The organism is Bradyrhizobium sp. OAE829 (assembly GCF_040546575.1).
Classification (GTDB): domain Bacteria; phylum Pseudomonadota; class Alphaproteobacteria; order Rhizobiales; family Xanthobacteraceae; genus Bradyrhizobium.
Window position 1 is genome coordinate 948803 of sequence record NZ_JBEPOE010000001.1, and the last position, 24515, is coordinate 973317.

Annotated in this window: 24 protein-coding genes; 11 read left to right on the plus strand and 13 right to left on the minus strand. The window is 62.5% G+C overall.

The genetic code is table 11. The annotated features are described in order from the left end of the window. Positions 1–84 precede the first annotated feature (84 nt). From ABIE49_RS04555 to ABIE49_RS04570, 4 genes are all read left to right on the plus strand, one after another. The gene (locus ABIE49_RS04555) at positions 85–1611 is read left to right on the plus strand and encodes a PAS domain-containing hybrid sensor histidine kinase/response regulator family protein (protein ID WP_192733764.1); all 1527 of its coding nucleotides are present in this window, start codon (positions 85–87) and stop codon (positions 1609–1611) included. A gap of 172 nt (positions 1612–1783) precedes the next feature. Further along, positions 1784–3736, plus strand: a complete 1953-nt coding sequence (locus ABIE49_RS04560; RefSeq protein WP_192733765.1) for a diguanylate cyclase — start codon at positions 1784–1786, stop codon at positions 3734–3736. Positions 3737–3926: 190 nt separating this feature from the next. Beyond that, the gene (locus tag ABIE49_RS04565) at positions 3927–4151 is read left to right on the plus strand and encodes an MJ0042-type zinc finger domain-containing protein (RefSeq protein ID WP_192733766.1); all 225 of its coding nucleotides are present in this window, start codon (positions 3927–3929) and stop codon (positions 4149–4151) included. Positions 4152–4228: 77 nt separating this feature from the next. Then, a complete protein-coding gene (locus tag ABIE49_RS04570) occupies positions 4229–5044 on the plus strand; it encodes an RMD1 family protein (protein ID WP_192733767.1) in 816 nt (271 codons plus the stop codon). 39 nt (positions 5045–5083) lie between these two features. On the opposite strand, the gene ABIE49_RS04575 is transcribed toward ABIE49_RS04570, so the two are convergent. From ABIE49_RS04575 to ABIE49_RS04595, 5 genes are all read right to left on the minus strand, one after another. Then, positions 5084–5224, minus strand: coding sequence for a hypothetical protein (locus tag ABIE49_RS04575; RefSeq protein WP_192733768.1), 141 nt, complete (start codon positions 5222–5224; stop codon positions 5084–5086). 66 nt (positions 5225–5290) lie between these two features. After that, a complete protein-coding gene (locus tag ABIE49_RS04580) occupies positions 5291–5590 on the minus strand; it encodes an acylphosphatase (protein ID WP_192733769.1) in 300 nt (99 codons plus the stop codon). After that, positions 5591–6457, minus strand: coding sequence for an isocitrate lyase/PEP mutase family protein (locus ABIE49_RS04585; protein WP_192733770.1), 867 nt, complete (start codon positions 6455–6457; stop codon positions 5591–5593). Positions 6458–6580: 123 nt separating this feature from the next. Beyond that, positions 6581–8596: an acetyl-CoA carboxylase biotin carboxylase subunit gene (locus tag ABIE49_RS04590; RefSeq protein WP_192733771.1), complete on the minus strand. Its 2016-nt coding sequence runs from the start codon at positions 8594–8596 to the stop codon at positions 6581–6583. 176 nt (positions 8597–8772) lie between these two features. Then, positions 8773–8982, minus strand: coding sequence for a hypothetical protein (locus tag ABIE49_RS04595; RefSeq protein WP_192733772.1), 210 nt, complete (start codon positions 8980–8982; stop codon positions 8773–8775). A gap of 168 nt (positions 8983–9150) precedes the next feature. Between ABIE49_RS04595 and ABIE49_RS04600 the strand changes: the two genes are divergently transcribed. The 3 genes from ABIE49_RS04600 (at position 9151) to ABIE49_RS04610 (ending at position 13065) form a co-directional block, all read left to right on the plus strand. Further along, complete coding sequence (locus tag ABIE49_RS04600; protein ID WP_354066593.1) at positions 9151–9696, plus strand: HD domain-containing protein; 546 nt, start codon at positions 9151–9153, stop codon at positions 9694–9696. 80 nt (positions 9697–9776) lie between these two features. Continuing rightward, entirely contained in the window at positions 9777–10544 is a 768-nt protein-coding gene (locus ABIE49_RS04605; RefSeq protein WP_192733774.1) for a thermonuclease family protein, read from the plus strand. A 67-nt stretch (positions 10545–10611) separates the two neighbouring features. Further along, entirely contained in the window at positions 10612–13065 is a 2454-nt protein-coding gene (locus ABIE49_RS04610; RefSeq protein ID WP_354066594.1) for a hybrid sensor histidine kinase/response regulator, read from the plus strand. Positions 13066–13081: 16 nt separating this feature from the next. On the opposite strand, the gene ABIE49_RS04615 is transcribed toward ABIE49_RS04610, so the two are convergent. The 5 genes from ABIE49_RS04615 to ABIE49_RS04635 all read right to left on the minus strand — a co-directional run bounded on the left by ABIE49_RS04615 (position 13082) and on the right by ABIE49_RS04635 (position 17866). Next, on the minus strand, positions 13082–15730 hold the full coding sequence (locus ABIE49_RS04615; protein WP_502915982.1) for a bifunctional diguanylate cyclase/phosphodiesterase: 2649 nt from the start codon (positions 15728–15730) through the stop codon (positions 13082–13084). 164 nt (positions 15731–15894) lie between these two features. Further along, positions 15895–16404, minus strand: coding sequence for a hypothetical protein (locus ABIE49_RS04620; RefSeq protein WP_192733777.1), 510 nt, complete (start codon positions 16402–16404; stop codon positions 15895–15897). Between the two features lie 142 nt (positions 16405–16546). Then, on the minus strand, positions 16547–16987 hold the full coding sequence (locus ABIE49_RS04625) for a PPC domain-containing DNA-binding protein (protein WP_192733778.1): 441 nt from the start codon (positions 16985–16987) through the stop codon (positions 16547–16549). Positions 16988–17077: 90 nt separating this feature from the next. Then, complete coding sequence (locus ABIE49_RS04630; protein ID WP_192733779.1) at positions 17078–17362, minus strand: hypothetical protein; 285 nt, start codon at positions 17360–17362, stop codon at positions 17078–17080. A gap of 126 nt (positions 17363–17488) precedes the next feature. Continuing rightward, positions 17489–17866, minus strand: coding sequence for a tautomerase family protein (locus ABIE49_RS04635; protein ID WP_192733780.1), 378 nt, complete (start codon positions 17864–17866; stop codon positions 17489–17491). A 125-nt stretch (positions 17867–17991) separates the two neighbouring features. Between ABIE49_RS04635 and ABIE49_RS04640 the strand changes: the two genes are divergently transcribed. Beyond that, positions 17992–18849, plus strand: coding sequence for a LysR family transcriptional regulator (locus tag ABIE49_RS04640; protein ID WP_192733781.1), 858 nt, complete (start codon positions 17992–17994; stop codon positions 18847–18849). Here ABIE49_RS04640 and ABIE49_RS04645 read toward each other — a convergent pair. From ABIE49_RS04645 to ABIE49_RS04655, 3 genes are all read right to left on the minus strand, one after another. Further along, positions 18827–19096 carry a hypothetical protein gene (locus tag ABIE49_RS04645; protein WP_354066595.1) on the minus strand — a complete coding sequence of 90 codons (270 nt, stop codon included), beginning with the start codon at positions 19094–19096 and terminating at the stop codon, positions 18827–18829. The genes ABIE49_RS04640 and ABIE49_RS04645 overlap by 23 nt on opposite strands. Before the next feature lie 109 nt (positions 19097–19205). Then, the gene (locus ABIE49_RS04650; protein WP_192733782.1) at positions 19206–19817 is read right to left on the minus strand and encodes a LabA-like NYN domain-containing protein; all 612 of its coding nucleotides are present in this window, start codon (positions 19815–19817) and stop codon (positions 19206–19208) included. Between the two features lie 165 nt (positions 19818–19982). After that, the gene (locus ABIE49_RS04655; RefSeq protein WP_192733783.1) at positions 19983–20246 is read right to left on the minus strand and encodes a hypothetical protein; all 264 of its coding nucleotides are present in this window, start codon (positions 20244–20246) and stop codon (positions 19983–19985) included. 652 nt (positions 20247–20898) lie between these two features. Between ABIE49_RS04655 and ABIE49_RS04660 the strand changes: the two genes are divergently transcribed. The 3 genes from ABIE49_RS04660 (at position 20899) to ABIE49_RS04670 (ending at position 23695) form a co-directional block, all read left to right on the plus strand. Next, positions 20899–22512 carry a PAS domain-containing sensor histidine kinase gene (locus ABIE49_RS04660; protein WP_502915864.1) on the plus strand — a complete coding sequence of 538 codons (1614 nt, stop codon included), beginning with the start codon at positions 20899–20901 and terminating at the stop codon, positions 22510–22512. Next, positions 22509–23174, plus strand: a complete 666-nt coding sequence (locus tag ABIE49_RS04665) for a response regulator transcription factor (RefSeq protein ID WP_192733785.1) — start codon at positions 22509–22511, stop codon at positions 23172–23174. The genes ABIE49_RS04660 and ABIE49_RS04665 overlap by 4 nt, the downstream gene beginning before the upstream one ends. Positions 23175–23308: 134 nt before the next feature. Beyond that, on the plus strand, positions 23309–23695 hold the full coding sequence (locus ABIE49_RS04670) for a response regulator transcription factor (RefSeq protein WP_192733786.1): 387 nt from the start codon (positions 23309–23311) through the stop codon (positions 23693–23695). Positions 23696–24515: the final 820 nt, after the last annotated feature.

The window sequence follows — 24515 nt, forward strand, 5'->3', positions numbered from 1 at the left end:
CCCGGCTAAAATGTGCCTAAAACTTGTCCATTGCCGGAACCATCCGGCATCCCGCGCGTTTCGGCCACTAGGTTAGGGGTTCAGATGTCCGAAAAAGACCAACGACAGCAGCGGGATCTGTTCGAGAGCGAACGCAGTTTCCGGCTTCTGGTGGAGGCGGTCGCCGACTACGCGCTGTACATGCTCGACCCCACCGGCATCATCACCAGCTGGAACATCGGCGGTCAGCGCATCAAGGGCTATTCGCCGGCGGAGATCCTGGGCCGGCACTTCTCCTGTTTCTACACCGAACCTGACCGCGCCAACGGCAAGCCGACGCGCGCGTTGCGCATCGCGCGCGAAACCGGCCGCTATGAGGAGGACGGCTGGCGCGTCCGCAAGGACGGTACCTTCTTCTGGGCCAGCGTTGTCATCGACCCGATCTACGAGGACGGCAGGCTGGTCGGCTTTGCCAAGATTACCCGCGACATCTCCGAACGCCGGGAGGCCCAGCTCAAGCTCGATCAGATGCAGGCGCAGCTGGCGGAATCCCAGAAGCTGGACGCGCTCGGGCAACTGACCGGCGGCGTGGCGCATGATTTCAACAATCTGCTGATGATCGTCAGCGGCAGCCTTCATACGCTCAGGAAGGGAGTCTCCGACGATCCCAGGATGCAGCGCGCGCTGGCTGCTATCGACGGGGCGACAAAGCGGGGTGCAGCGCTGACCAGCCAGTTGCTTACCTTCGCCAGGCGACAAAGCGTCAATCCGCAAACGGTCGATGTCACCGAAAGAATCAAGACGGTGCGCGATGTTCTCCACACCGGCGTCGGCGGCACGGTGACACTGCAATTCGACCTCGACCGCAGCGTCTGGCCCGTCATGGTCGATATCACCGAACTTGAGACCGCGCTGGTCAATCTCGTGATCAACGCGCGCGACGCCATGCCCGACGGAGGCATCATCAAGGTTGCAGCCGACAACACCAGGCTTAGCGAGGATGCCCACAGCGGCGACTATGTCGCCATCTCCGTGACGGATACCGGCACCGGCATCGCGCCTGACGTGATGAGCAAGATATTCGATCCGTTTTTTACGACCAAACCGATCGGCAAGGGCACCGGACTGGGTCTTTCGCAGGTGCACGGTTTCATCCATCAGGCCGGCGGAACGGTCAAGGTTGCCAGCGAACTCGGCAAAGGCACCAGGATCACCATACTGCTGCCGCGACAGCAGCATGTCGGCCTGCCGGTTGACGAGGTCAGCGTCGCCGAATCCGGTGGAAGCGGCACCGTGCTGCTGGTCGACGACAATCCCGAAGTCGCCGCGGTCAGCACCAGCCTGCTTGAACAACTCGGCTACACCGTCCGCAGGGTAGCGAATGCAGAGGCCGCCCTGCGCGAGATCGAGAGCGACGGGATCGACCTCGTATTCTCCGACATCGTGATGCCGGGCAAAATGGACGGCCTCGGCCTGGCGCGCCGCCTCAAGGCGATGCGGCCCCAGCTGCCCATTCTGCTGGCGACCGGCTATAGCGATGCCGCCTTGAACGTGCGCGGCGATTTCCCCATCCTCCGCAAGCCCTATGAGATCCATCAATTGAGCCAGGCGATCGCAAAATTGCCGCGGTGACCGGTGGCGCGCGCCGTCCCGGTTCCATCGGGATCCCGGCCGAAATCCCGGTTCCTCCGTTGTTTCCCTGATCGGTTTATTAACCGCATCGCCACCTATTGGCCGGTAGATTCGGGCCACGCATTTAGCTTGCCGGTCAGAATGATTTGGCACTCCCCCATCAAGGCGGAAGATGCCCGATCGACACCTCGCAAACCAAAACGCCTTCCTGCGGCGGATCACGCCGGCGATGGTCGTGGTGTTCTTTGCGCTGGTCATGACGGCCTGCATCCTGGGCGTCGTGGTCTGGAAGGCGCTCGAAGCCAAGTCGGCCGCGCTGTCGCGCGGCTCCACCGACATCAAGAACCTCGCCCATTCCCTCGCCGAACACGCCGCGCACACCATTCAGGCTGCCGATATCGCGATGGGTGGCATGGTCGATCTGCTCATGTATCAAAGCCCCCTGCCGGAGCGGTTCAACAAATACATGGCCGACACCGTGGCCGCGCTGCCGCAAATACGCGAGATCGGCGTGCTCGATACCAACGGCAATTGGCGCTACTCATCCCTGCCGGAAACACCACGCTACAACAATGGCGACCGGCCCTACTTCGCCTACCATCGCGACACCGCCGGCAAGGCGCTTCGTATCAGCGAAATGTTTCAATCCCGCCTTACCGGGCGACCGACCATCCTGCTCTCAAAACGCGTCACCAAGCAGGACGGCAGCTTTGGCGGCGTGCTGACGGCCGCGATCGACAGCGATTACTTCAGCAGCTTCTACAGCGCATTCCAGCTAGGCCCCGACGGCGGAATCAGCCTGCTGCGCAATGACGGCGCCGTCCTGTCCCGCTGGCCGCTTTCGACCAGAAGTGCGGACCTTTCCAAAACGGCCTTGTTTACGACACACCTCAAGGCGAGCTCGGTCGGGTATTACAAGATCACCTCGCCGTTCGATGGCGTCGTCAAATATTTCGGATACGAGGGAACGCCGCAATATCCGCTGATCATCACGGTGGCGATGTCCGAGGACTGGTTGCTCTCGGCCTGGTCGACGGCATTGCGCACCGACGCGCTGGTGGCAACGGTCCTCCTCTGCATGATCGTGCTGCTCGCGGCATTGCTTTCGGCGCAGTTCAATTTTCGGATCAAAACCGAGCGCGCGCTGCGGCAAAGCGAGTCCCACTATCGCCTGCTGGCGGACAATATCGCCGACGTCGTCATCCTGCTCAACGGCCGCGGCACGCTTCGTTATGTGTCCCACTCGGTCGAACAGATGCTGGGCGTTCGCCCGCAGGACCTCGTCGGCAAATCCTGCTTCGACATGGTTCACGCCGAGGACAAGCAAGGCCTGATGGCCGCGAGCGCGCGGCTGAACGGTTCGGGCGCCGTCAGCACAGCCGAGTTTCGGACCTACCGTGCCGACGGATCGATCGTGTGGGTCGAAAGCAACTTCAAGCAGGCATCGGAACGCGACAATCCCGCCGAGGCCGAGTTTGTCGGCGTGCTGCGCGACATCACGGAGCGCAAGCGGATGGAGGATGAGCTGACCCTGCTCAACCGTCGCCTGACCCAGCTCGCGGCCACCGACGGTCTGACCGGATTGACCAACCGCCGCACCTTCGATGGTTTTCTGGCGCGCCAGTTTGAGGCCTGCGAAGAGATTTCGGTGCTGCTGTTCGATATCGACAACTTCAAGGGTTACAACGACACCTATGGGCACCAGGCCGGCGACCGCTGCCTGCAGGCCGTCGCCCGGGCCATCGGCGATGCGACCTCGAATACATCGGGCCTCTCCGCGCGCTATGGCGGCGAGGAATTCGCCGTCGTGCTGCCGAACACTTCCGAAGACGATGCATTGAAGGTCGCCGAATCGATCCGGCTGACCGTGCGCGCCCTCGGCCTTCCCAACACCGCCGCCAACCGTGGCTTCGTCACCATCAGTGCCGGCATTGCCACCCGGACGCGCGCGACATCTGGTGAAGCTGCGCTGGTCGGGGAGGCCGATGTCGCGCTCTATGAAGCCAAGCGGCTCGGCCGCAATCGCAGCTTCGTCTATTCATCGCCGGTCCTGCGCTATGTCGAGGCCGGGTCGATCCAGCACGATCCGGAACTGGCGCCCGCCGAACGGAAGCTGGCGCATTAGCGCGCGTCATCGCGGATCAATATCTTGAGCGAGACCGTCCACTATCAGTTCTGCATGTCAGCCCTGCTGCCATAGCGGCCGAACTTTGCGCGTGCGCACAAATTATATGCTGCACGCATCAGCCTGGACCCTTCTGGTGCCACATTGATCCAGAAAAATCGTTCTGCTCAAAACACCACAGGTTCCGCCAATGAAAATATCAGATTTCACCTGCCCATCCTGCGCGTCTGCTTACGAGGTCGCGGAATCAAGTTCACCGATTGGACGGCCGGGCCGGATTGAATGCACGACCTGCGGCCAACTTCTCGATGTCTGGCAGGATTCCAAGCTGAGAGCCTATCGGCTGGTGATGTCGTCGGAACACAAGTACCGGCACATCGATGCGCCGCCCTCTCCGATCCGCGCGACCGCATAGACTGGCAATCGCATCGCGCCTGTCATCGAACGCGCGTAGTCTCCGCCGGCCAGCATCGGCCTTGAGGAGGCGGCGAGATGACCAAACCCGAATTCATTCCCGCTGAAATCGGGACGCGGGTCACGGCACACGCGCTGCATGTTGGCGACCGCATCAATACGATCGGCTTCGAAACAGAAGCGCTCTCGGCGATCCCGCTCGCGATCAGGGTTGGCACGAGCGGCGTCGCGGTTCTGTTCCGCTACGGTGTGGCTGTCATGATCGGGCTTGCGCCGGAAGAACAAAGCCGCTTCCTGGAAACACTGAAACCCCGGATCGACGGCAAACTGGCGCGCCGTGAAGAGGAAGCCGCCATTCTCGCCTTCGCCGGTGAGACCGAGGATCAGGTTTTGTCCGGCGGCCCGATACAGTTGCGCGACATGTCGCCGGCAAGACTTCTTGTCGTGGCCGACGTGCTGGCCAAGAGCGTCGTGCTGGCGCACGACGAACGCGAAGTGGCGAAGGTGTTCGAGATTATCGAACCGTTTGCCAAAGAGCTGGCAGACCACGGACGAACCAGGCGCGATCGAAAAGGCGTCATGCAACTGATCGGAAGCGCGCTGCTGGTCCAGCACAGGGTGTCCGGCCGCGTCGCGATCGGAGAAAAGCCTGACGCGCTGTGGGATCGTCCCGACCTCGAGCGGCTTTATGCCCGGCTTGAAGACGAATACGAGCTCAAGGAGCGCCTCGATGCGCTCAACCGGAAACTTGCCGTGGTCGCGGAAACCGCCAACACCCTTGCCGATATCATCGACACGCGCCGAACCCTGCGCCTCGAACTCATCATCGTCGGGCTGATCGCGTTCGAAGTCATCATCACGCTGGATCAGCTTTGCATGGGCAAGGGCCACTGACGCCGGGCTTGGCGACTGAGGCCCTCGCCGCCACGCTCGCTATCGCGTCCCCGGCCGCCACGACAGATCATCCGACCACAGATAGATCGCGATCGCGGCGAGGCACAGCACGAGGCCGACCCAGAACATCGGCGAATGATGGATTTGCCTCCAATCGCGTTCGGAAGTCGGCGGCTTCATGGATCACCTCGTTTGGCGGGTTTCGGCCAGTGGCGACTATGGCAACGAACTTGGTCCGCGCCAATGTCAGATCGTCGGCAACAGCGAGAAGCGCTCCCCCGGCCGCAGCAGTTTCAGCGCGTCGGGATGGGCGTCCTCTTCCCTTACCGCGTCGACCCGCGCCATCGACGGCCCGCGCCGGCACGCTGCGATCATGTCGGCGACGACGTCCGCAGACCCCGCAAACAGCGCCTCGACGCTGCCGTCCCTGCGATTGCGCACCCAGCCCTCGACATCACGTGTCATCGCCTCGTCCGCGACCCAGGCACGGTAGCCGACGCCCTGTACCCGGCCCGTGACCGTGACATGGCGGATCGCGCTGGTCATCTATTTCTTCAGCCCTAGAAATTCGGCGCTGCGCGCCTTCACTTCGGCTTCGCGCATGGCCCGCCCGGTCAACTCTGACGATGCGAGGCCTTTGAGGTTCTTCGGCGAGCCTCCCTCGCGCAGTGCTTTCAGCGTTTCGTAGACGGCCTGCGTGGCGGCTGCGAAAGGCGCATGGCCCTGCAGCGCGATCCGTACGCGCTGGGCGCTGAGGTAGTCCAGCGCGGACATCTCCTCCGGCGCGCCACCCAGCACGATCGGCAATCTGGTTGCGGCCGAGATCGCTTCCAGTTCTTCGCGATTTTTGATGCCGGTGAAGAACAGCGCGTCGACACCGACCGCCTCGTACGCTTTGGCGCGCGCAATGGCGTCGTCGAGATCGGTGATCGAGGCCGCGCCCGTGCGGCCCATGATGACAAGCGAGGGATCGCCGCGCCCGTCGAGCGCGGCCTTCATCTTGCCGACGCCCTCTTCACGGGAAATCAATTGCGTCTTCGCCTGCCCGAAGGCCTGCGGCAGCAGCGTGTCCTCGATCGTCAACCCGGCGGCGCCGGCGGCTTCGAGTTCCTGTACGGTGCGGCGGACATTGAGCGCATTGCCATAACCGTGATCGGCATCGACGAGCACGGGCAGCTGCGCGGCCCGCGACATCCGGCGCATCTGTTCGGCGAGTTCGGTGAGCGTGATCAGCGCAATGTCGGGATCGCCGAGCACCACCAGCGAAGCGACCGAGCCGCCGAACATGCCGAGTTCGAAGCCGAGGTCCTCGGCGATGCGGATCGAGGTCGCGTCATAGACTGAACCCGGCCGGATGCAGGTCGATCCGTTGAGGATGGCGCGCAATCTCTCTCGGCGTTGGCGAAAGGCCATGGTGTCCTCAATTCTATCTGCCGTCATTGCGAGGAGCGTCAGCGACGAAGCAATCCATTCTTGCTTGGCTGTTCTATGGATTGCTTCGCTGCGCTCGCAATGACGGCTTGATTACTCCGGGGCTCAAGCAAACTCCAGAATCAGCGCGTCCACCGCGAGCGTGGCGCCGGCGGCGGCGTGGATCTTTTTCACAGTGCCGTCGCGTTCGGCGCGCAGCACGTTCTGCATCTTCATCGCCTCGACGACGGCCAGCGTTTCGCCGGCCTTGACCTCCTGCCCTTCGGCAACCGCGATCGACACCACGAGACCGGGCATCGGGCACAGCAGCTTCTTGCCGGTATCGGCCGCCGACGTCACCGGCATCAGCCGGGCGGCCGCCGCCTCGCTCTCGGTGAAGACGTTGACCGGGACTTCAAAGCCCTGATGCGCCAGGCGGATGCCGTTCGGGATCGCGCGCACCTGCATTGCCACGTAATGGCCGTCGATGGTGCCCTGCCAGACCGGCTCGCCCGGCGTCCAGTTCGAGACCAGTTGATGCGGATTGCCCGGCAGATCGTCGGCGCCGATGAAGCGCACCGCGATTCCATTGGCTTCGCGCGCGACGTCGAGCGCGATTTCCGCGCGATCGAGCCACACTGCGCGGCGGCGCTCGCGCTGCACCGCCCGGCCGTTCAACTGGCCGGAAATCTGCCGCTTGCGTTCGCCGAGCACGTGATCGATCGCAGCCCCGACCGCCGCCAGCCGCCGCGCGATCTCGCCTTCGGGCGGCCGCGCTGCAAATCCCTTCGGGAACTCTTCGGCAATGAATCCGGTGGACAGGTTGCCCTCGCGCCAGCGCGGATGGCTCATCAGCGCCGACAGGAATGGAATGTTGTGGCGGATGCCGTCGATATAGAACGAATCCAGCGCCGCCGACTGCGCCTCGATCGCGGCCGCCCGCGACGGCGCATGCGTCACGAGCTTGGCGATCATCGGATCGTAATGGATCGAGATCTCGCCGCCCTCCTGCACGCCGGTGTCATTGCGAACGGTAATGCCGTCATGGCTCGCTTCCGCGGGCGGGCGGTATTTCACCAGCCGGCCGATCGAGGGCAGGAAATTGCGGAACGGATCTTCGGCATAGACGCGCGATTCCACCGCCCAGCCGGTCAGCGTGACATCCTTCTGCACGAGCGACAGCTTTTCGCCGGCGGCGGAGCGGATCATCTGCTCGACCAGATCGATGCCGGTGATCAGTTCGGTGACGGGGTGCTCGACCTGCAGGCGGGTGTTCATTTCCAGGAAGTAGAAACTCTTGTCCTGGCCCGCGACGAATTCCACCGTGCCGGCGGAATCATAATTCACGGCCTTGGCCAATGAAACCGCCTGCTCGCCCATCTTGCGGCGGGTGGTCTCGTCGAGCAGCGGCGACGGCGCTTCCTCGATGACCTTCTGGTTGCGGCGCTGGATCGAACATTCGCGCTCGCCGAGATAGATCACGTTGCCATGCTTGTCGCCCAGCACCTGGATTTCGATGTGACGGGGATCGACGATGAACTTCTCGATAAAGACGCGGTCGTCGCCGAACGAGGATTTGGCCTCGGCCTTAGCCAGATTGAAACCTTCGGCGACTTCGGATTTCGAATGCGCGATGCGCATGCCCTTGCCGCCACCGCCGGCGGACGCCTTGATCATCACGGGATAGCCGATCTCGTCGGCAATCTTCACCGCATGCTTTTCGTCCTCGATGACGCCGAGATGTCCCGGCACCGTCGAGACCTTGGCCTTGGCGGCGGCCTTCTTGGATTCGATCTTGTCGCCCATGGCGGCGATGGCGCCGGGGTTCGGACCAATGAAGACGACGCCCGCCTCGGCCAGCGCGCGCGGAAAGGATTCGCGCTCGGACAGGAAGCCGTAACCTGGATGCACGGCCTGCGCCCCGGTCTTGCGGCAGGCCTCGACGATCTTCTCGATCACAAGGTAACTCTCGGACGCGGCCGGCGGGCCGATCAGCACCGCGTCATCGGCCATTTCGACATGGACCGCATCACGGTCGGCCTCGGAATACACGGCTACCGTTTCGATCCCCATGCGCCGCGCAGTCTTGATGACCCGGCAGGCGATCTCGCCGCGATTTGCGATCAGAATTCGTTTGAACATGTGCTTCTTGCTTGAGCTTTACTTGAAGGCTTGCTGTTTCAAGGCCTGGGGCAGGATCCTCACCCGCAATGTGACATGCGGGGACGCGGCGAACAAACCCGTCGTACAGCAAAAATCGACCGAGGCAACGGTCCAGTTTCAAGCCGCCTGCTCAGGCCGCGGCCCGCCGGCGCCAGTCAGCCCGAATAGCTGTGAAACCGGCCGCGCGCATAGGCGTGCGACACTGCTTTCATCAGTTCGCCGACCTCGGTCTCCAGATATTCGTTGGCCACGATCAGCGCGCGGATGGTCGCGCGCATGTCGCCGCCGCAGGCCGAAATGGCCTGATCCACCGCCGTTTCCAGCTCGTCGTTCGGTTCGGTGGCTGGCTGGGAGGAAGAAGACATGAAACTGATCTCGCGGCGGAGCGCTATGTTCCTATTTTGTTCTCATGAAGTCAATGAATATGCGCGGCGCATGACGCGATGTCCCTCGCCTGTGGATGGAGCCCCATTGCCTCGGCCATTTCCGCCGCAACCGCATTGCATTACATCTTGTGGATGTCCAACGACGCATTGATCGCCGCCTATTCTGCTCCGGGCCGCCACTATCACAACCTGGCGCATATCGAGGACTGCCTCGACCTGTTGTCGTCCGTCGATAACCTTTCCGTGGCCGAGCGCGATCTGCTCGTTCAGGCCATCTGGTGGCACGACGCGGTTTACGACCCCACAGAATCCGACAATGAAGAACAGAGTGCCCTGCTTGCCCAGCAAGCCGTGTCATCGGATATCCGAGCGCAAGTCGGCCGGCTGATCCGCCTGACAAAGTCCCACCAGGTCGCGCCCGGCGACCGCCTCGGCGCGATCCTGATTTCGATCGACCTCAGCATATTGGGGGCTGAACCAGATCGGTACGACGCCTATGCCTCGTCGATCCGCAAGGAATTCTCCCATGTTCCGGATGCCGCCTACCGGTCCGGGCGTTCCGACGTCCTCCAGCGCTTCATGGCGAGGCCCGTCATCTTCCCCGACCCCGATTTTGCAACGCGATACGACCAGCGCGCCCGCGCAAATATGGCGAGAGAAATCGCTTCCTTGAAGGATGGTGACACCTCGTAGCGCTGACAGCCCTTGGTTCCGGGATGCCGGCATGTGCTAGAAGGTTCTTGGCGATACGAAAGAGATTTGAAGTGAGACACATGCGGTCACGGGTTGTTCTGATTGTTGCGCTGTTATTGGTCTCACTTTCCTCGTCCCGGACTTGGGCCGCCACCGCGACCGTCAGGGATGGCGGCACGCTTCAACTGGGCAACGTTACCTACCGGCTCGACGGGATCGACGCCCCGGCGTTCGATCAGCTCTGCATCGACGAACACGCCGACAGCTGGGCCTGCGGCATCGAGGCGCGCGATCAACTGGTCAAGCTGATCGGCGGCCGCCAGGTCCGCTGCGACGATCTCGGCGCCGATCCCACTTTCAAGAAGCGGCGCCTCGGCGTGTGCAAGATCGAGGGCGGCGACCCCACCAGCCTCAGCCAGTTGCTGGTCCGCCAGGGCTTCGCCCTGAATATCGACGCCTCTGCAACCGGGCGTTTCAAGACCGACGAGGCCCGCGCCAGGGACGATCGTCAGGGCCTTTGGAAAGGCTGTTTCGCAGCGCCGCAAGAGTTTCGCCGCGGCCAGAAGGACGGCGCACTGCTGGGCGCCGCATGCCGCGCCGACCGCGACCGCCAGATTCGCGAGGCCCTATTCCCCGAGGATTTCGTGATGCCGTCCGGCTGCAACATCAAGGGCAAGTTCGCGGTCCGCGCCCGCGTCACCGGCAATCTCGGCATCTATCATCTGCAGGCCTGCCGCAGCTATCCGGGACTGACCAATCCGGACCGTTGGTTTTGTTCAGAAGAGGACGCCCAGGCCGGCGGGTTCCGCAGAGCCTATAATTGCCGGCCCCCCGCCAAGAGCAAATGAAAGCAAATGATGCTGGCAAACCTTGCGCCTCTTGTGTGAGAGTGCCGCAAGAGGCTTGCGGGCGCGTATGACTCCTCCTGATCATTCCAACCCACTTCCTGAAGCAGCCGCTGCGGAAAGGCTGCGTCAACATCTCGAAGAAATCGCGCGCGAGCGCGACCGGGCTCATCGTGCGCTGCAGGAACGCGAGGCGGAGCTGGCGCGGATCCAGCGAATAGCCGGTGTCGGCGGGCTCGAAATCGATTTTCGCGACGGCGTCAAGAACCGCCGCTCTCCGGAATATCTCCTCGTTCACGGGCTGCCGCCCGAGGCGGCCAGCGAGACCTATTCGGACTGGGTCAGTCGAATCCATCCCGAAGATCGCGAGCGGACGGTCAAGCATTTGTTCGGCGTGCTGCGGAGCGAGAGCGAGGACTATACGGCCGAATACCGCATCATTCGGCCGAATGACGGCGACATCAGATGGATCCGCGTCGTTGCCAAGATCGAGCGCGGCCGCGACGGTCGCGCGCAGCGCCTGGTCGGCGCCGATCTCGACGTGTCAGGCCAGATGCTGGCCCAGGAAACGCTGCGCGAAAGCGAGGAGCGCTTCCGCCTGATCGCCGACAGCGCCCCCGTCCCGATCTGGGTCACCAAGCTCGACCGCACGCGCTCTTTCGCCAACCAGGCCTATGTCGATTTCCTCGGGTTGCCGTTCGAGCAGGCGATCGGGTTCGACTGGCGCAAGGTGCTGCATCCGGACGATCTGCCGCGCATCCTGCAGGAATCGGTCGCCGGCGAGGCTTCCCTGAAGCCGTTCGTGCTGGAGGCCCGCTACAAGCGCGCCGACGGCGAATGGCGCTGGCTGAGGTCGGAATCCCAACCGCGCTGGGACCCGACCGGAAACCACATCGGCTTCATCGGCGTCGCCCATGACATCACCGCCGCCAAGCAGGCCGAAAGCGAACTGCGGAGGCTGAACGAAACCCTGGAACTGCGGATTACCGAGCGGACGGCGCAACTGGAATCCAACGAAGCCCAGATGCGCGCGATTTTCGAGACCAGCCATCAGTACCAGGCGCTGCTCAATCCACATGGCGACGTGCTCTACGCCAACAAGACGGCGCTGGACGGCATTCGCGCCGACGCCGCCGACGTCATCGGCAAGCCGTTCTGGGAAACGCCGTGGTTCGGCGCCACCGAGGGCATGCCCGACGCCGTCCGCAATGCCTTCGTCGCGGTCATGCGGGGCGACGAGGTGAAGACCGAGATGCGGCTGCATTTGCCGGTCGGCGAGCGCTATTTCGACTTCGCGATGCGTCCCTTGCGCGACCAGCACGGCGCGGTCATCCGTGCGGTTCCCGAAGCCATCGATATCACCGAGCGCCGCAAGGGCGAGGAAGCGCTGCGGCAGTCACAGAAGATGGAAGCGGTCGGCCAATTGACCGGCGGTGTCGCGCACGATTTCAACAATCTCCTGACCATCATCCGCTCGGCCACCGATTTCCTGCGCCGCCGCGACCTGCCGGATGAGCGGCGCCGGCGTTACATCGACGCGATTTCCGATACCGTGGAACGCGCCTCGAAACTGACCGCGCAATTGCTGGCGTTTGCCCGCCGGCAGCCGCTAAAACCCCAGGTGTTCGATGTCGGCGCCCAGGTCGAAGCCGTCGCCCAGCTGGTTCGTCCGCTTGTCGGCCCTAGAATCAGGATCGAGGTCGATATTTCCGCGCCCGACTGCTTCGCGATTGCCGATATCGCGCAGTTCGAGACCGCGCTGATCAATCTGGCGGTCAACGCGCGCGACGCCATGGAGGGCGAAGGCCGGCTCGCGATCAGCGTCAGGAAGGCTCATTCCATCCCTGCCCTGCGTGCCCAGACCGCGCGCAGCGGCGACTTCGTCGCCATCGCCATGACCGACACCGGTCTTGGTATCACCCCCGAGCACATCGAGGCGATCTTCGAACCGTTCTTCACCACCAAGGAAGTCGGCAAGGGAACCGGGCTCGGTCTCAGCCAGGCCTTCGGTTTTGCCAAGCAATCCGGCGGCGATATCGCCGTTATCAGTGAGCCCGGACAGGGCGCGACCTTCACCATCTACCTGCCGCAGGCCGCGATGCCGACGCAGGCGGCGGAAGCCGCTGCCGCGGGCCAGGAGCCCGGCCCGCGCGGGCGCGGCTACCGCGTTCTCGTGGTCGAGGACAATGACGATGTCGGACAGTTCTCCACCGAGCTGTTGGAAGACCTCGGCTACATGGTGCGCCGCGCCGACAATGCCGACACCGCGCTGGCGATCCTGGCCGAGGACGAGTTTGCCGCCGATCTGGTGTTCTCCGACGTCATCATGCCCGGCATGAACGGGGTCGAGCTCGCCGGCGTCATCCGCGAACGTTATCCGGGCCTGCCTGTGGTGCTGACCAGCGGTTACAGCAACGTACTGGCGGAAAATGCCCATCGCGGCTTCGAGCTGATTCAGAAACCCTATTCGGTCGAGTCGCTGTCGCGCATCCTGCGGAAGGCGATTTCAGACGCGCGGCTTTAGCTGTTATCGGCAGCCGTTACGCCGCATCCTCGACCGCGGCCGGGCACGCGGCCAGCAACGCGCGGATTTCATGCGCCGGCCGCGCCGCGCTGAACAGATATCCCTGCATCTGGTTGCAGCCCAGATTCTGCACGGTTTCGCGCTGCTGCAAGGTCTCGACGCCTTCGGCCGTCGTGATCATGTTGCGGTCGGCCGCGATGCTCACCACCGCCTTGATGATGGAGGCCGAACTCGAATTGCAGGTGACTTCCTTGACGAAGCTGCGGTCGATCTTGATCTTGTCGAACGGGAAGCGTTGCAGATATTGCAGCGAGGAATAACCGGTTCCGAAATCGTCGAGCGCGATGTGAACCCCGAGCGCGCGCAACTGATTTAGCGCCACAAGCGCGGCGTCATCGTCCGCGATCAAAACCGCCTCGGTGATCTCAAGCTCCAGCCGGCGCGGATCGAGCCCGGTGTCGGCGAGCGCCGCGGCAACCTTCAACGACAGCGACTGCGAGCGGAACTGGATCGGCGAGACGTTGACGGCGACGCGCACATGCGCCGGCCAGGTCGTCGCTTCGGCGCAGGCGGTCCGCAGCACCCACTGTCCGATCTCCTCGATCAGGCCGGTCTCCTCGGCCACCGGAATGAAATCGGCGGGCGACACCATGCCGCGCAGCGGATGCCGCCAGCGCAGCAGCGCCTCGCATCCCCTGACCTCGTCGTTGCGCAAATCGACCAGCGGCTGGTAGTGCAGTTCGAACCCGCCTTCGACCAGCGCCGCGCGCATATCGCTCTCGAGCTCGCGGCGATGGTTGGCCTGCTTTTCCATGGTCGGTTCGAAGAAGCGATAGGTCCGGCGGCCCGCCGCCTTCGCCGCATACATCGCCAGATCAGCGCTCTTCAGCAGCGCGAACAGATCGGAGCCGTGACGCGGCGCGACTGCAACGCCGATGCTGGCGTCGCTGGAGAGGCGATGGCCGTTGCAATCGAACGGCGTGCGCATCCGATCGTAGATCCGCGCGACCAGAATGCTGACGTCATTGTCACACGCGACGTTACGCTGCACGACGGCGAACTCATCGCCGCCGAGACGGGCGACGAAGTCTTCGGGCCCGACCGACTGGCGCAGGCGATCCGCGACGCCCTTGAGAAATTCGTCGCCGATCAGATGCCCGAGCGAATCGTTGATGCGCTTGAACTCGTCGATATCGATGTAGAGGATCGCGAATTGCGTAGTTTCGGATTCGAGCAGCAGTCCCTCGGCATGGCGCTGAAACAGCGTGCGGTTCGGCAGGTTGGTCAGCGCGTCGTAATGGGCGAGATGCTGGATCCGGGCCTGGACGCGCCGCCTCTCGGTCACGTCTTCCAGCGTGGTCGCCCAGCCGCCGTCGGGCGAGCGCTGGTAGATCAGCTGGATCGTGCGTCCGTCAGGTGTCGTCGTCTCGACGATTCGAACGCCGTCGTCCGTGGGGTTGAGAAATCTCGCGCAATAGGCGTCGACGTCGCCGACGAAGCTGCCCTGCTCCTGGCGATGCAGGATGATGTCGCGCAAATGGCAACCCGGTTTGACGATGTCGGGTGATACGCCGAACATGTCGATATATTGCTGGTTACAGACGACGAGGCGGGCCGAGGAATCGAACAGCAACAGGCCCTGCGTCATGTTGTTGATGGCGGCGTCCAGATGCTGGGTCTTTTCCGACAGCTTGTGCTGGGCTGCCGCATGCTGGCTGCGCAGCTGGCGCACGATCAGGAAGATCATGACGACAACGACGATGATCGCGAGCGCCGCCGCGCAAAACTGCAGCTTGGTCTGCGCCCGCCAGTCGGCCAGCGCGGTCTCGGTCTTGGTGGTCGCAACGATCAGGATCGGAAAATGCATCAGCGAGCGGACGGCACCGACCTTGTCCTCATTCTGCGACGAGCTGGTGAAGCGTCCCGAGATGTTGCCGTTCAGGGCGAGCGCCCGCTGAAATGACGGCGACTTGGCGACGTTCACGCCGAGCAGCTTTGCGTCTTTCGGATAGCGGGCGATGATGGTGCCGTCACGGTGGATCATCGAAATCGCGGTATCGCTGTCCAGCGCCAGGGAGCCGACAAAAGCCTCGAAATGCGACGGCTCGACGCCGCGGCTGGCAAAGCCGATGATCTCGCCATCGCGACCGACGATCTTGCGCGCAAACACCGTGGTCCAGACTTTGGTGACCTTGCTGACGACCGGTTCGACGATCACGTCGGGCGTCGGCTTTCCCGAGGTGAATTCCTGGAAATAGCGCCGGTCGGAAATGTTCACGTCCCCCACCGGCCACATCTGGGAGGTATTGATCAGCCAGCCCTTGGCATTGAACAGATTCAGGGCGCCGACATGCGGCAACGTCGCAAGCCTTGAGCGCACCATCTCATGCGCGCTCAAGGTCGACATTTTCCTTTCGAATTCGTCTGGTGTGTTGACCCCGTCCGCCCGGACATAGTTCAGGACGTCGTCGTGCACGTGCTGGAGATCGCTGAGCTGCTGGTCGAAATGGCGCGACAGCAGCAGCGCGGTGTTGTTGAGTTCGCGCTCGGCAACGTCCAGCGCACGCTCGCGGAATTGCAGCGCGAAATAGCCGGTGCCGAGCATGATCGCGATCACCATCGCCGCGGCGCACAGAATGAGCCACTGCACCACGCCCAGGCGCATTCGGGGCAGCACGCCGGCGATTGACCGCCGCAGGCTCCCCGCGATGACGCTATCTGATGCACTACCCGGCATTTTGCCCGCCCCCCGGTCGCTTTTGTACGGGAAGACAACCCAAGAGGGCGTTAGCAAAATCAGTTATTGCGCGGTTAAAGCGCTCGCCCGGATCAGGCCATTTCCGGAACTTCCGCCTCTTTCAAGCTGCACTCGATCAAGGCCCCGTCGATCGCGAATGCCGAAAATGGCGAAAGCTCCGTCACGACCTGCAGCGCCGCGAAGAACTGTGCATCGCCGGGGCTCTTGAGGAAGAACCGGACATGACCCGCCGACAGCGTGTCGCGCGACAACCAAACGATCCCGGAGAACAGGGCGACCATGGTCTGCGCGTATTGGACTGATGTAGCGACCCCGAGTTCGTAGAGCGGCGAGACCACGACAAAGCGCGCGCGCAGGATCGGGGTCGGGAATTTGCTCATCATCAGGCGGCTGACCTGACAGGCCGCGTGAATCTTCTCGCCGTCCGAAAGGCAATACAGCGTCGGGTTGTCGCCGTCCTTGGTCAGGGCGTCGAACGCCGCGTAGCTTCCGTTCGAAAACGTGGAAAAGTCTTCGCCGACGCTTTCAGCGTCCTTCTTCCATTGCGCCTTGATCGAACGCCAAGACTTGTCGGAGCTCATCGGCAGGAGGCGCATGATTAACCGGTGGTTAACACAGGACGTGGTCACCGGTATTTTATAGCCTTCGGCTAAACGTTTGCTTACGGCCTGGGTCCGGCGGCAAACATTTGTGACGGCTTGCGTCATGCCACCGAAGCGCCGATCAGCCGATATCGATGAGGGCAATGCCGAGGTCGGCCCGCTTCTTGCGCCGCAGCCGGGTCGGGACTTCGGTCAGGACGATCTCGAGTGTCGGCCTGACGGTGCCCGCGATCAAGTGCCCGCCCCGCGTCGAACCGTCGGACAATCCAAGCACGATATGAATGTGAAGGCTGGCTTTGCCGTCGTCCCCAACGGCAACGTCGCCCATCGCGCTCAACACCTCGCATTGCTCGGCCACTTCGATCTTCTTGTAGGTCTTCGAGGTGAAATCGAACCAGCCGACGGTTGCCTTCTCGAACGCCCCGATCGCCGTCACGGACGCCGCTTCAATTTTCGTCTCGTTCGCAAATCGCGTCAGCGCTGTGAACGCCTCCTCTCCGGAATCCAGAATGACGACGTGGATCCGCCCGCCGGGGTCGTCGGAAACAAGCTTGGTTTTCATCTCAATATCCTGCATTCGGTCCGATGCACGGCACGGATTGCGTAAGCGGCCATTCACACCGCGTGTTTCGCCTCGTCGGCGAGCGAGCGCCTAGGCCTTCTTGCCGGGCGGATCGCCGCCCTTGTCCACGCGGCTCACCTGCTGGGCGCGCGCCTTGTCCTTTGGCTGCTCCTGTCCGCGCTCATCGCGGACGATGCCCTGATCCGCACCCTTGGCGCGATCCTCATCTCGTTCCTTGGCCCGATCCTCGGAGGGTTCAGCACTGTCCGCTTTCCGCAACCGCGACTGGCCTTCTCTCACCAGCAACTCATCGCCGAGCATCTGTCCAATCACCTGCTCGGTCTGCGCCTCTGCTTTCTCTCTGAAGGTGGTCATGGCAATCTCCTTCGAAAGAGAACGGCCGGGAGCGGTAATGTTTCCGACCGAGCCAATCAAAGATCTGCACGCGAATGGGTTCCGTCTGCGTACGAGACGGTTCCGAGCGGACGAACGACCTTCTGCTCACGCGAATTGCGCGAGCCCGTGGCCGACGGACCAATTCTCCTTCGCGGCGTCGAGCACGTTCACGAACACGTCCTCCGGCCGTATGCCCGGGCGCTCGCCAAGCAACGCCGCGATCCGCCGGAACAGCGCCTTCTTCTGTTCCGCGGTGCGGGTGTCGAACACCGTGATCTGGATAAACACGAGATCGTCACTTCGGACGATGCCGAAGGCAGCGCCGTAGCGGAAGTTCGCTGCGTCATGCTCCGTGATGGTCATGAACTGGTCGTCTTCGGGCACGTTCAACGCTTCGCGCATCGCGCGATAAAGGCTGTCGAAGATCGCCTGACGGTAGGCTTCCGGCTTTCCGGCGCGCAGTGAGATGTGAAGCAGCGGCACAGCTGATCCTTTCCATTGTCCTTGGTCGATTTTGTCCTGGTCGATTTCGTCCTGGCCCGAACGCTAAATGCCATCGGGTTATTTTGGTATGCTATGGATACGGATATCAGCTATAATGGCTGGAAATGACCGAACGCCCCCTCGACCTCGATGCCATCAGGGCTTTCGTCCGCATCGCCGAGCTTGGCAGCTTCACGCGCGCGGCCGAGGCCATGCGGACGACGCAGGCCGCGGTCAGCCTGAAGCTGAAGCGGCTCGAAGAGAGGTTCGGCTGCCGGCTGATCGAGCGGACGCCCCGTTACGTGCAGCTTTCAGCGCAAGGCGCAGCCTTTCTCGAACACGCCCGCGAACTGCTGGCGGTGCACGATCGCGCGCTCGCCGTATTTGCCGCTGCCCGGCAGCGCCTCACCATCGGCATCAGCGACCATGTTGCAGGGCCGGAGCTCCCCGCCCTGATCGCGCGCATGAACGCGCAAGACCCGCAGCTGTTGATCGAAATCCGGATCGGATCGTCGGGCGACCTGCTGCAAAGCTTCGACCGGCGCGAGCTCGACACGGTGATCGTCCGCCTCGAGGCCGGGCGGGACGACGGAGAAATCATTACCGAAGAGAAGTTCGGCTGGTTCGCAGCACCCGGCTGGCAGCACCGCGCGGGCGAGCCCTTGCCGCTTGCCACGATGGCCGAGCCCTGCGGCGTGCGTGCGATGGCCGGGCGCCTGCTCGATGCGGCGAACGTGCCCTGGATGGAAATTTTCGTCGGCGGCGGCGTTGCGGCGGTCGCAGCCGCCGTCATGGCCGGGCTCGGCGTTGCCGCTCTGGCGCCGCGCATGCTGCCATTCGGCGCCGTTGAGGTCGGCCCCAAGCTCGGGCTTCCCGATCTGCCGCGCTTGCCGGTCTTGCTTCACTCCAGGGTCAAGGACGGCCGGCCGCGCGATGCGCTTGCCGCGCTTTCGGCTGCCTTCAGGAGCGTGGTCCGAGGTTAGCCAACGCCTCTGGTTCATGCGGCAAGGCGCTGGCTCGCGAACTCACGTCCGGCTCAAGGCGCTTCGCCGACGGCTGGCGCAGCCACTTCAGCAGCTCGCGGGCGCTGAAGGCGATCACCACCTCATGGTGCCGCATGCCCTTGCCGCCCTTGACGAGGCCGAGATCGCGCACCACGCAAAAGCGCCCGCTGCTCATGCGGGCCAGGCGGCAACCTTTGAAGAAACCGAACATCGCACGATGATGCATCGGGACGCGATCCCGTCAATTCTTGACGGTTCGCGAATCCCTTATGCGCGCGGGGATTCGTCGTTGGAACAAACACAGCACGGATGAGCGGGACGACATCCCGAAGACATCATGACCTGAGGTCATTTCCATTGATCGTCACGTGCGACGGGATTTGCGACGATTGCTGGCGTATCTCACGTGCCGCCGGCCGCTCCGACGGATCACGCCCGAGCACCGGCTTCAATTCGGCAAGATCAATGAAGGCGTCGGCCTGACGCCGCAGGTCATCCGCCACCATCGGCGGCTGGCTGACAATGGTAGAGATGACGGTCACATGGACGCCGCGGCGCTGCACCGCTTCGAGCAGCGAGCGGAAGTCGCCGTCGCCCGAGAACAGAAACATCCGGTCGACATGATCGGCAAGCTCCATCGCATGGACGGCGAGCTCGATATTCATGCTGCCCTTCACCTTGCGGCGGCCGCTGGGGTCGATGAACTCCTTGGTGAGCTTGGTGACGACGGTGTAGCCGTTATAGTCGAGCCAATCGATCAGGGGGCGGACCGATGTGTATTCCTGATCCTCGATAATGGTCGTGAAATAGAATGCCCGCAGCAGCGTACCGCGGCTATGGAATTCCTTGAGCAGACGCTTGTAATCGACGTCGAAACCGAGCGCTCTGCAGGTCGAGTAGAGATTGGCGCCATCGATAAACAGCGCGATCCTGTCGGACGATAACATCAGGTACCAGCCCCCCAATTCGAGATGCGCAGCTCAGCAGAGTGACCGGCTTCGGCCCCACGGACAAGTTGTAGGACACCGTAGCTGGCCCACGCGGGTGGCGTTGACGACCCGGAGCAAGGGATCGTCGACGCACCACACATGGTTCGGGCGTGCCTTGTCAATTTAGCGGGTCTTTTCATGATCAGTCCACCTGGAGCCGCCGAGAACGGCCGCACTCGCCTCAAGGAAGGCAAGATAGTTTTTATAGCAAACCAGAACGCCAAAATCGACCAGATCAAGCGCGGCCTCCCAAGAACGCTCGCCCGGCACGGATCGCGCGCCTCCAGGAATAACGTATGGCTGGAAGGCGGCGCTGTCCTGCCGGCGTTTTGCGGCCGGGCGAATATCGTTCGAGCAGTGGATCAATTGCAGGCTTGGCTTTGGCATCTCAATCCCCGAATTTGTGGCGGCACGAGACGGCGGTCGTTACGCAAGCGACGTTTACAATGCGACTATCCCGGACAGCGGCGCCGAGGTTCAACGTTCAATCAGCAAGAGCGATGGCGCAAGAAAACTGCTGCTGCTCGGCTATCGCGCCAGCCTAGTCGCGGAGAATCGCCGAACCATTGAACGGAGGTTGATATGCACGTTACATTTGGGTGAGAGGAGCATACTTAGGTTTAGGATCAGCCGCATGAGCCTTGCGAGGAGAAGGAGCGCCTCCTCCCGCAGCGATATCCAGTTGTCGACGTTGCGCGTTCCGCGATTGTCAACCGAGGCTCGCAGGCGCGACGAACGGCCGCGACCGCGAGCGCTTTGAGCCACCTGCGTATCGCGATGCACCATACCTCCGGGCCGGGAAAAGCTGCTAGGATGCGGCCTATTCGTGGGGCCACGTGTTGCCGTCGATGGTGATGATCACCTGACGACGCGGCGCGGGGCCGAACGGCCGAATGCCATGCGTAACCAGATAATGAAATCCCGGCGCTCTGCCGAGCAATCGCTGCTCGGCGGCATGGCGCTGGCATCGTTGACGGCGGCTTGCATCTGGCTCGTGCTCGGTCCCGCCCCGGAGGTTGCCGACTATCTGATTGCCGTCGTGCTGCTGTTCGCCCTGTTTCTCGCCTCATTGATCGTGATGCACCTGGTAGGAAGCACCCGCAGGCAAATGGAAGCTGCGCTTGAGAGCCGGGCAAGCGCCGAACAACGCGCAATAGAAGCCCTGCGCGAGAGCGAGGCGCAGTGGAAGGAGGTCTTCGAGCACAACCCCGTCATGTACTTCATGGTCGATGCGGACGGCATCGTCCTTTCGGTCAACACTTTTGGCGCCGCCCAACTCGGCTATCTCGTCAGCGAACTACGGGGACAACCGGTGCTCGGGGTGTTCTTTGAAGCAGACTGGGACACGGTGCGAAAAAGCGTTGAAATCTGTCTGGCGCATATCGGGCAAACGCATAGCTGGGAGATCCGAAAGGTCCGCAAGGACGGTTCGGCGCTGTGGGTTCGTGAAAACGCAAAAGCCGTGCGACGACAGGATGACCGGCTGATCGTCCTGATCGCATGCGAGGACATCACCGAGCGCAAGGAGGCTGAAAACGCCTTGCGGCAGAGTGGGAACTATTTGGCCGAAGCACAGCGATTGAGCCACACCGGCAGCTTCGGCTGGCGCGTCGCCACCGGCGAAATTATCTGGTCGGACGAAACCTTCAGGATATTCGGCTTTGAAAAGGGACCTTCTGTCGCACTCGACATGGTTATTTTACGCATCCATCCCGACGATCGAGCGGGCGCGCAACAGACCATCGACCGGGCGTCCCGCGACGGCAGGGATTTCGATCACGAATATCGATTGCTGATGCCCGGCGGCTCGGTCAAACATGTCCACGCAACCGCGCATGCCGTAACCGATGCATCTGATGGCATCGAATTTGTCGGCGCGGTGACGGACGTCACGGCACGAAGGCGAGCGGAGGAGAAACTGCACGAGGCACAGGCAGAACTGGCGCATGTCACGCGCGTGACGGCGCTCGGGGAGCTGGCCGCGTCGATTGCCCATGAAGTGAACCAGCCGCTGGCCGCCGTCGTCGCCAACGCCTCGGCCGCGCTGCGTTGGCTCGACCGCGACACTCCCGAACTGCAGGAGGCGCGCAGCGCTCTGGTCTCGATTATCGATGACGGCAACCGGGCGGGCGAAGTGATCCAGCGCGTCCGCGGGCTGGTAAGCAAGACCGCCGATCAGAAGGCGCCTCTCGACATCAATGCGGTCGTCAATGAGGTGGTCACCTTGCTGCATCGCGAACTATTCAGCCACCGGATCGTGCTGCGGAAGGACCTCGCTCCTGCCCTCGCCCCTGTCCTCGGCGATCGGATTCAGCTGCAGCAGGTCATCCTCAATCTCGTCATCAACGCCATTGAAGCGATGCAACCGGTCACTGACCGGCCGCGCAAGCTGGCGATCCGGACGCACCAGGAGGACGCCCGCGAGATTCTGGTCACGGTAACAGACTCCGGTGTCGGATTAGCCGTTCAGAATGCCGACCGGCTGTTCGCCCCGTTCTTCACCACCAAACCCGACGGCATGGGCATGGGCCTGTCGATCTGCCGATCAATCGTCGAGTCCCATGGCGGGCGACTGTCGGCCTCCATCAATGTCGGGCCCGGCGCGACGTTTCAGTTCAGCCTGCCGATGCATCAAGAGGACCATACGCTGTGACCGGCCGCTCAAACCCGCCTCGCAACATTGGCGGCCCGGACGAGCCGATCGTCTACGTTGTCGACGATGACGTGTCGGTGCGTGAAGCGCTCCGGAATCTTTTCCGCTCGGTGGGCTTGCGGGCCGAAGTGTTCGGTTCGGCTGCAGAATTTCTGCAGAGCAAGCTGCCGGACGTTGCGAGCTGCCTGATCCTTGACATCAGGCTGCCTCGACTGAGCGGCCTCGACTTTCAGGCCGACCTTGCCAAGGCAGGCATTCACATTCCCATCGTCTTCATGACCGGCCACGGCGATATCCCGATGACGGTCAGGGCCATGAAGGCCGGGGCTGTCGACTTTTTGACCAAGCCGTTCCGCGATCAGGACATGCTGGATGCCGTGACCGCGGCAATCGAACGCGATCGAAATAGCCGCAATGAAGCAAAGATCCGCTCCGACCTGCACGCGCTGTTCGCGACCTTGACTGCCCGGGAGCGGGAGGTCATGGCGCTGGTCACGACCGGGCTCATGAACAAGCAGATCGCGGCCGAAATCGGCATTGCCGAGATCACCGTGAAGATACACCGCGGAAACATCATGAGAAAAATGGCCGCGAAATCGCTGGCCGAGCTGGTGAAGATGGCCCAGGCGCTCGAAATACAGCGCCCGGCACCGCCGCAATAGCGGCGGGTCGTGGAGCGATCCACACCCCGTCCTGCAAACCTAAGTATGATTTTCCGCCCCTGATTTGCGACGCACTCTGCCCTCAAGCGGCTTGCAGCAAGAGGCATTCTGCCGGCACGTCAGGAAGCACCGCTTTGGCCAACCCACCCGTAGTTTCAATCATTGACGATGACGGCTCCGTTCGCACCGCGACCTACAATCTCGTGCGGACGCTTGGATACGTCGTTCACACCTTTGAATCGGCCGGGGCGTTCCTGCGGTCGCCTCATCTGCATGACACCTCGTGCGTGATCGCAGATATTCAAATGCCGGTCATGAGCGGTCTCGAGCTGCAAGCTCACCTGGTTGCCGACGGATACCGGCTGCCATTCATTTTCATCACGGCTTTCGCGACCGAGAACGCGCGCATGCAAGCACTGAAGGCCGGCGCGAGCTGCTTTCTCACCAAGCCCTTCACGGGAGAGGCATTGATCAACTGCCTCGACGCCGCGCTGCGCGGGCACGGCGAGGAAAAGAGCTGATGACCCGATCCGATCGGGTTAGCACGGCATCGCACCGCTATTCCGATCGGTCCGGCGACAGGGCCAAAACGACAATCCCATCCCACCGAAATGGCAGTTTCGAACCGGTCATACCTAGGGATAAGGCGATCAACCATCTAGACAAGTTGAATATGGGGCGGGACGGAACGAGAGTGCGGCATCGTCGCCCTCCGGTCATCCGACGGCACGACAACCAGTACACCACGATCAGTGAATGGCAATTCCTCAGGAGGAGGTCGCCATGCGTACAGGCCCACGCTGTTCCGAATGCGACAGTGAAGAACCCAAGATAGTATGCCTGCGAAATCCGGCGCGTGAACGTTACTGCGGACGTTCTTGTCTCGGCCAGGGCCAGGAAAAATTCATTCGCTTGATCCTGCGAACGAATGCGGAGGCCGCATCATGACAAATCGTTGCGACAATCCGAACTGCGAACGCCCCTTCGGGCTGGTCCGTTTCAGCTGGCGTTTCGGGCAATTCTGCTCGTCCAGGTGCCGCGAACAGTGCAAGCGTCAGCGGGATCGTAACAAGGCCTATTGGAGATGGCTCTACAAATGCCCCGAGCCGTCTGTCGCAAACCAAAAATAATCCAGCGATGCGACCGCTCCGGACTGGAGACTGTCTCTCGGACCGAAATGAGCCGAAACCGTTGAGGTGGAAATTGTCGATAGCGTAAGTGGAGGAGCCATCATGACCAGCGCGCAAGCGATGTTGATCGGAGCACTACTCGCCTGGACGCCTTCCGTTCTTGTGCTCGCCTGGCTCTTGCGGGACATTCGAGACACACGCGGCCGGGATT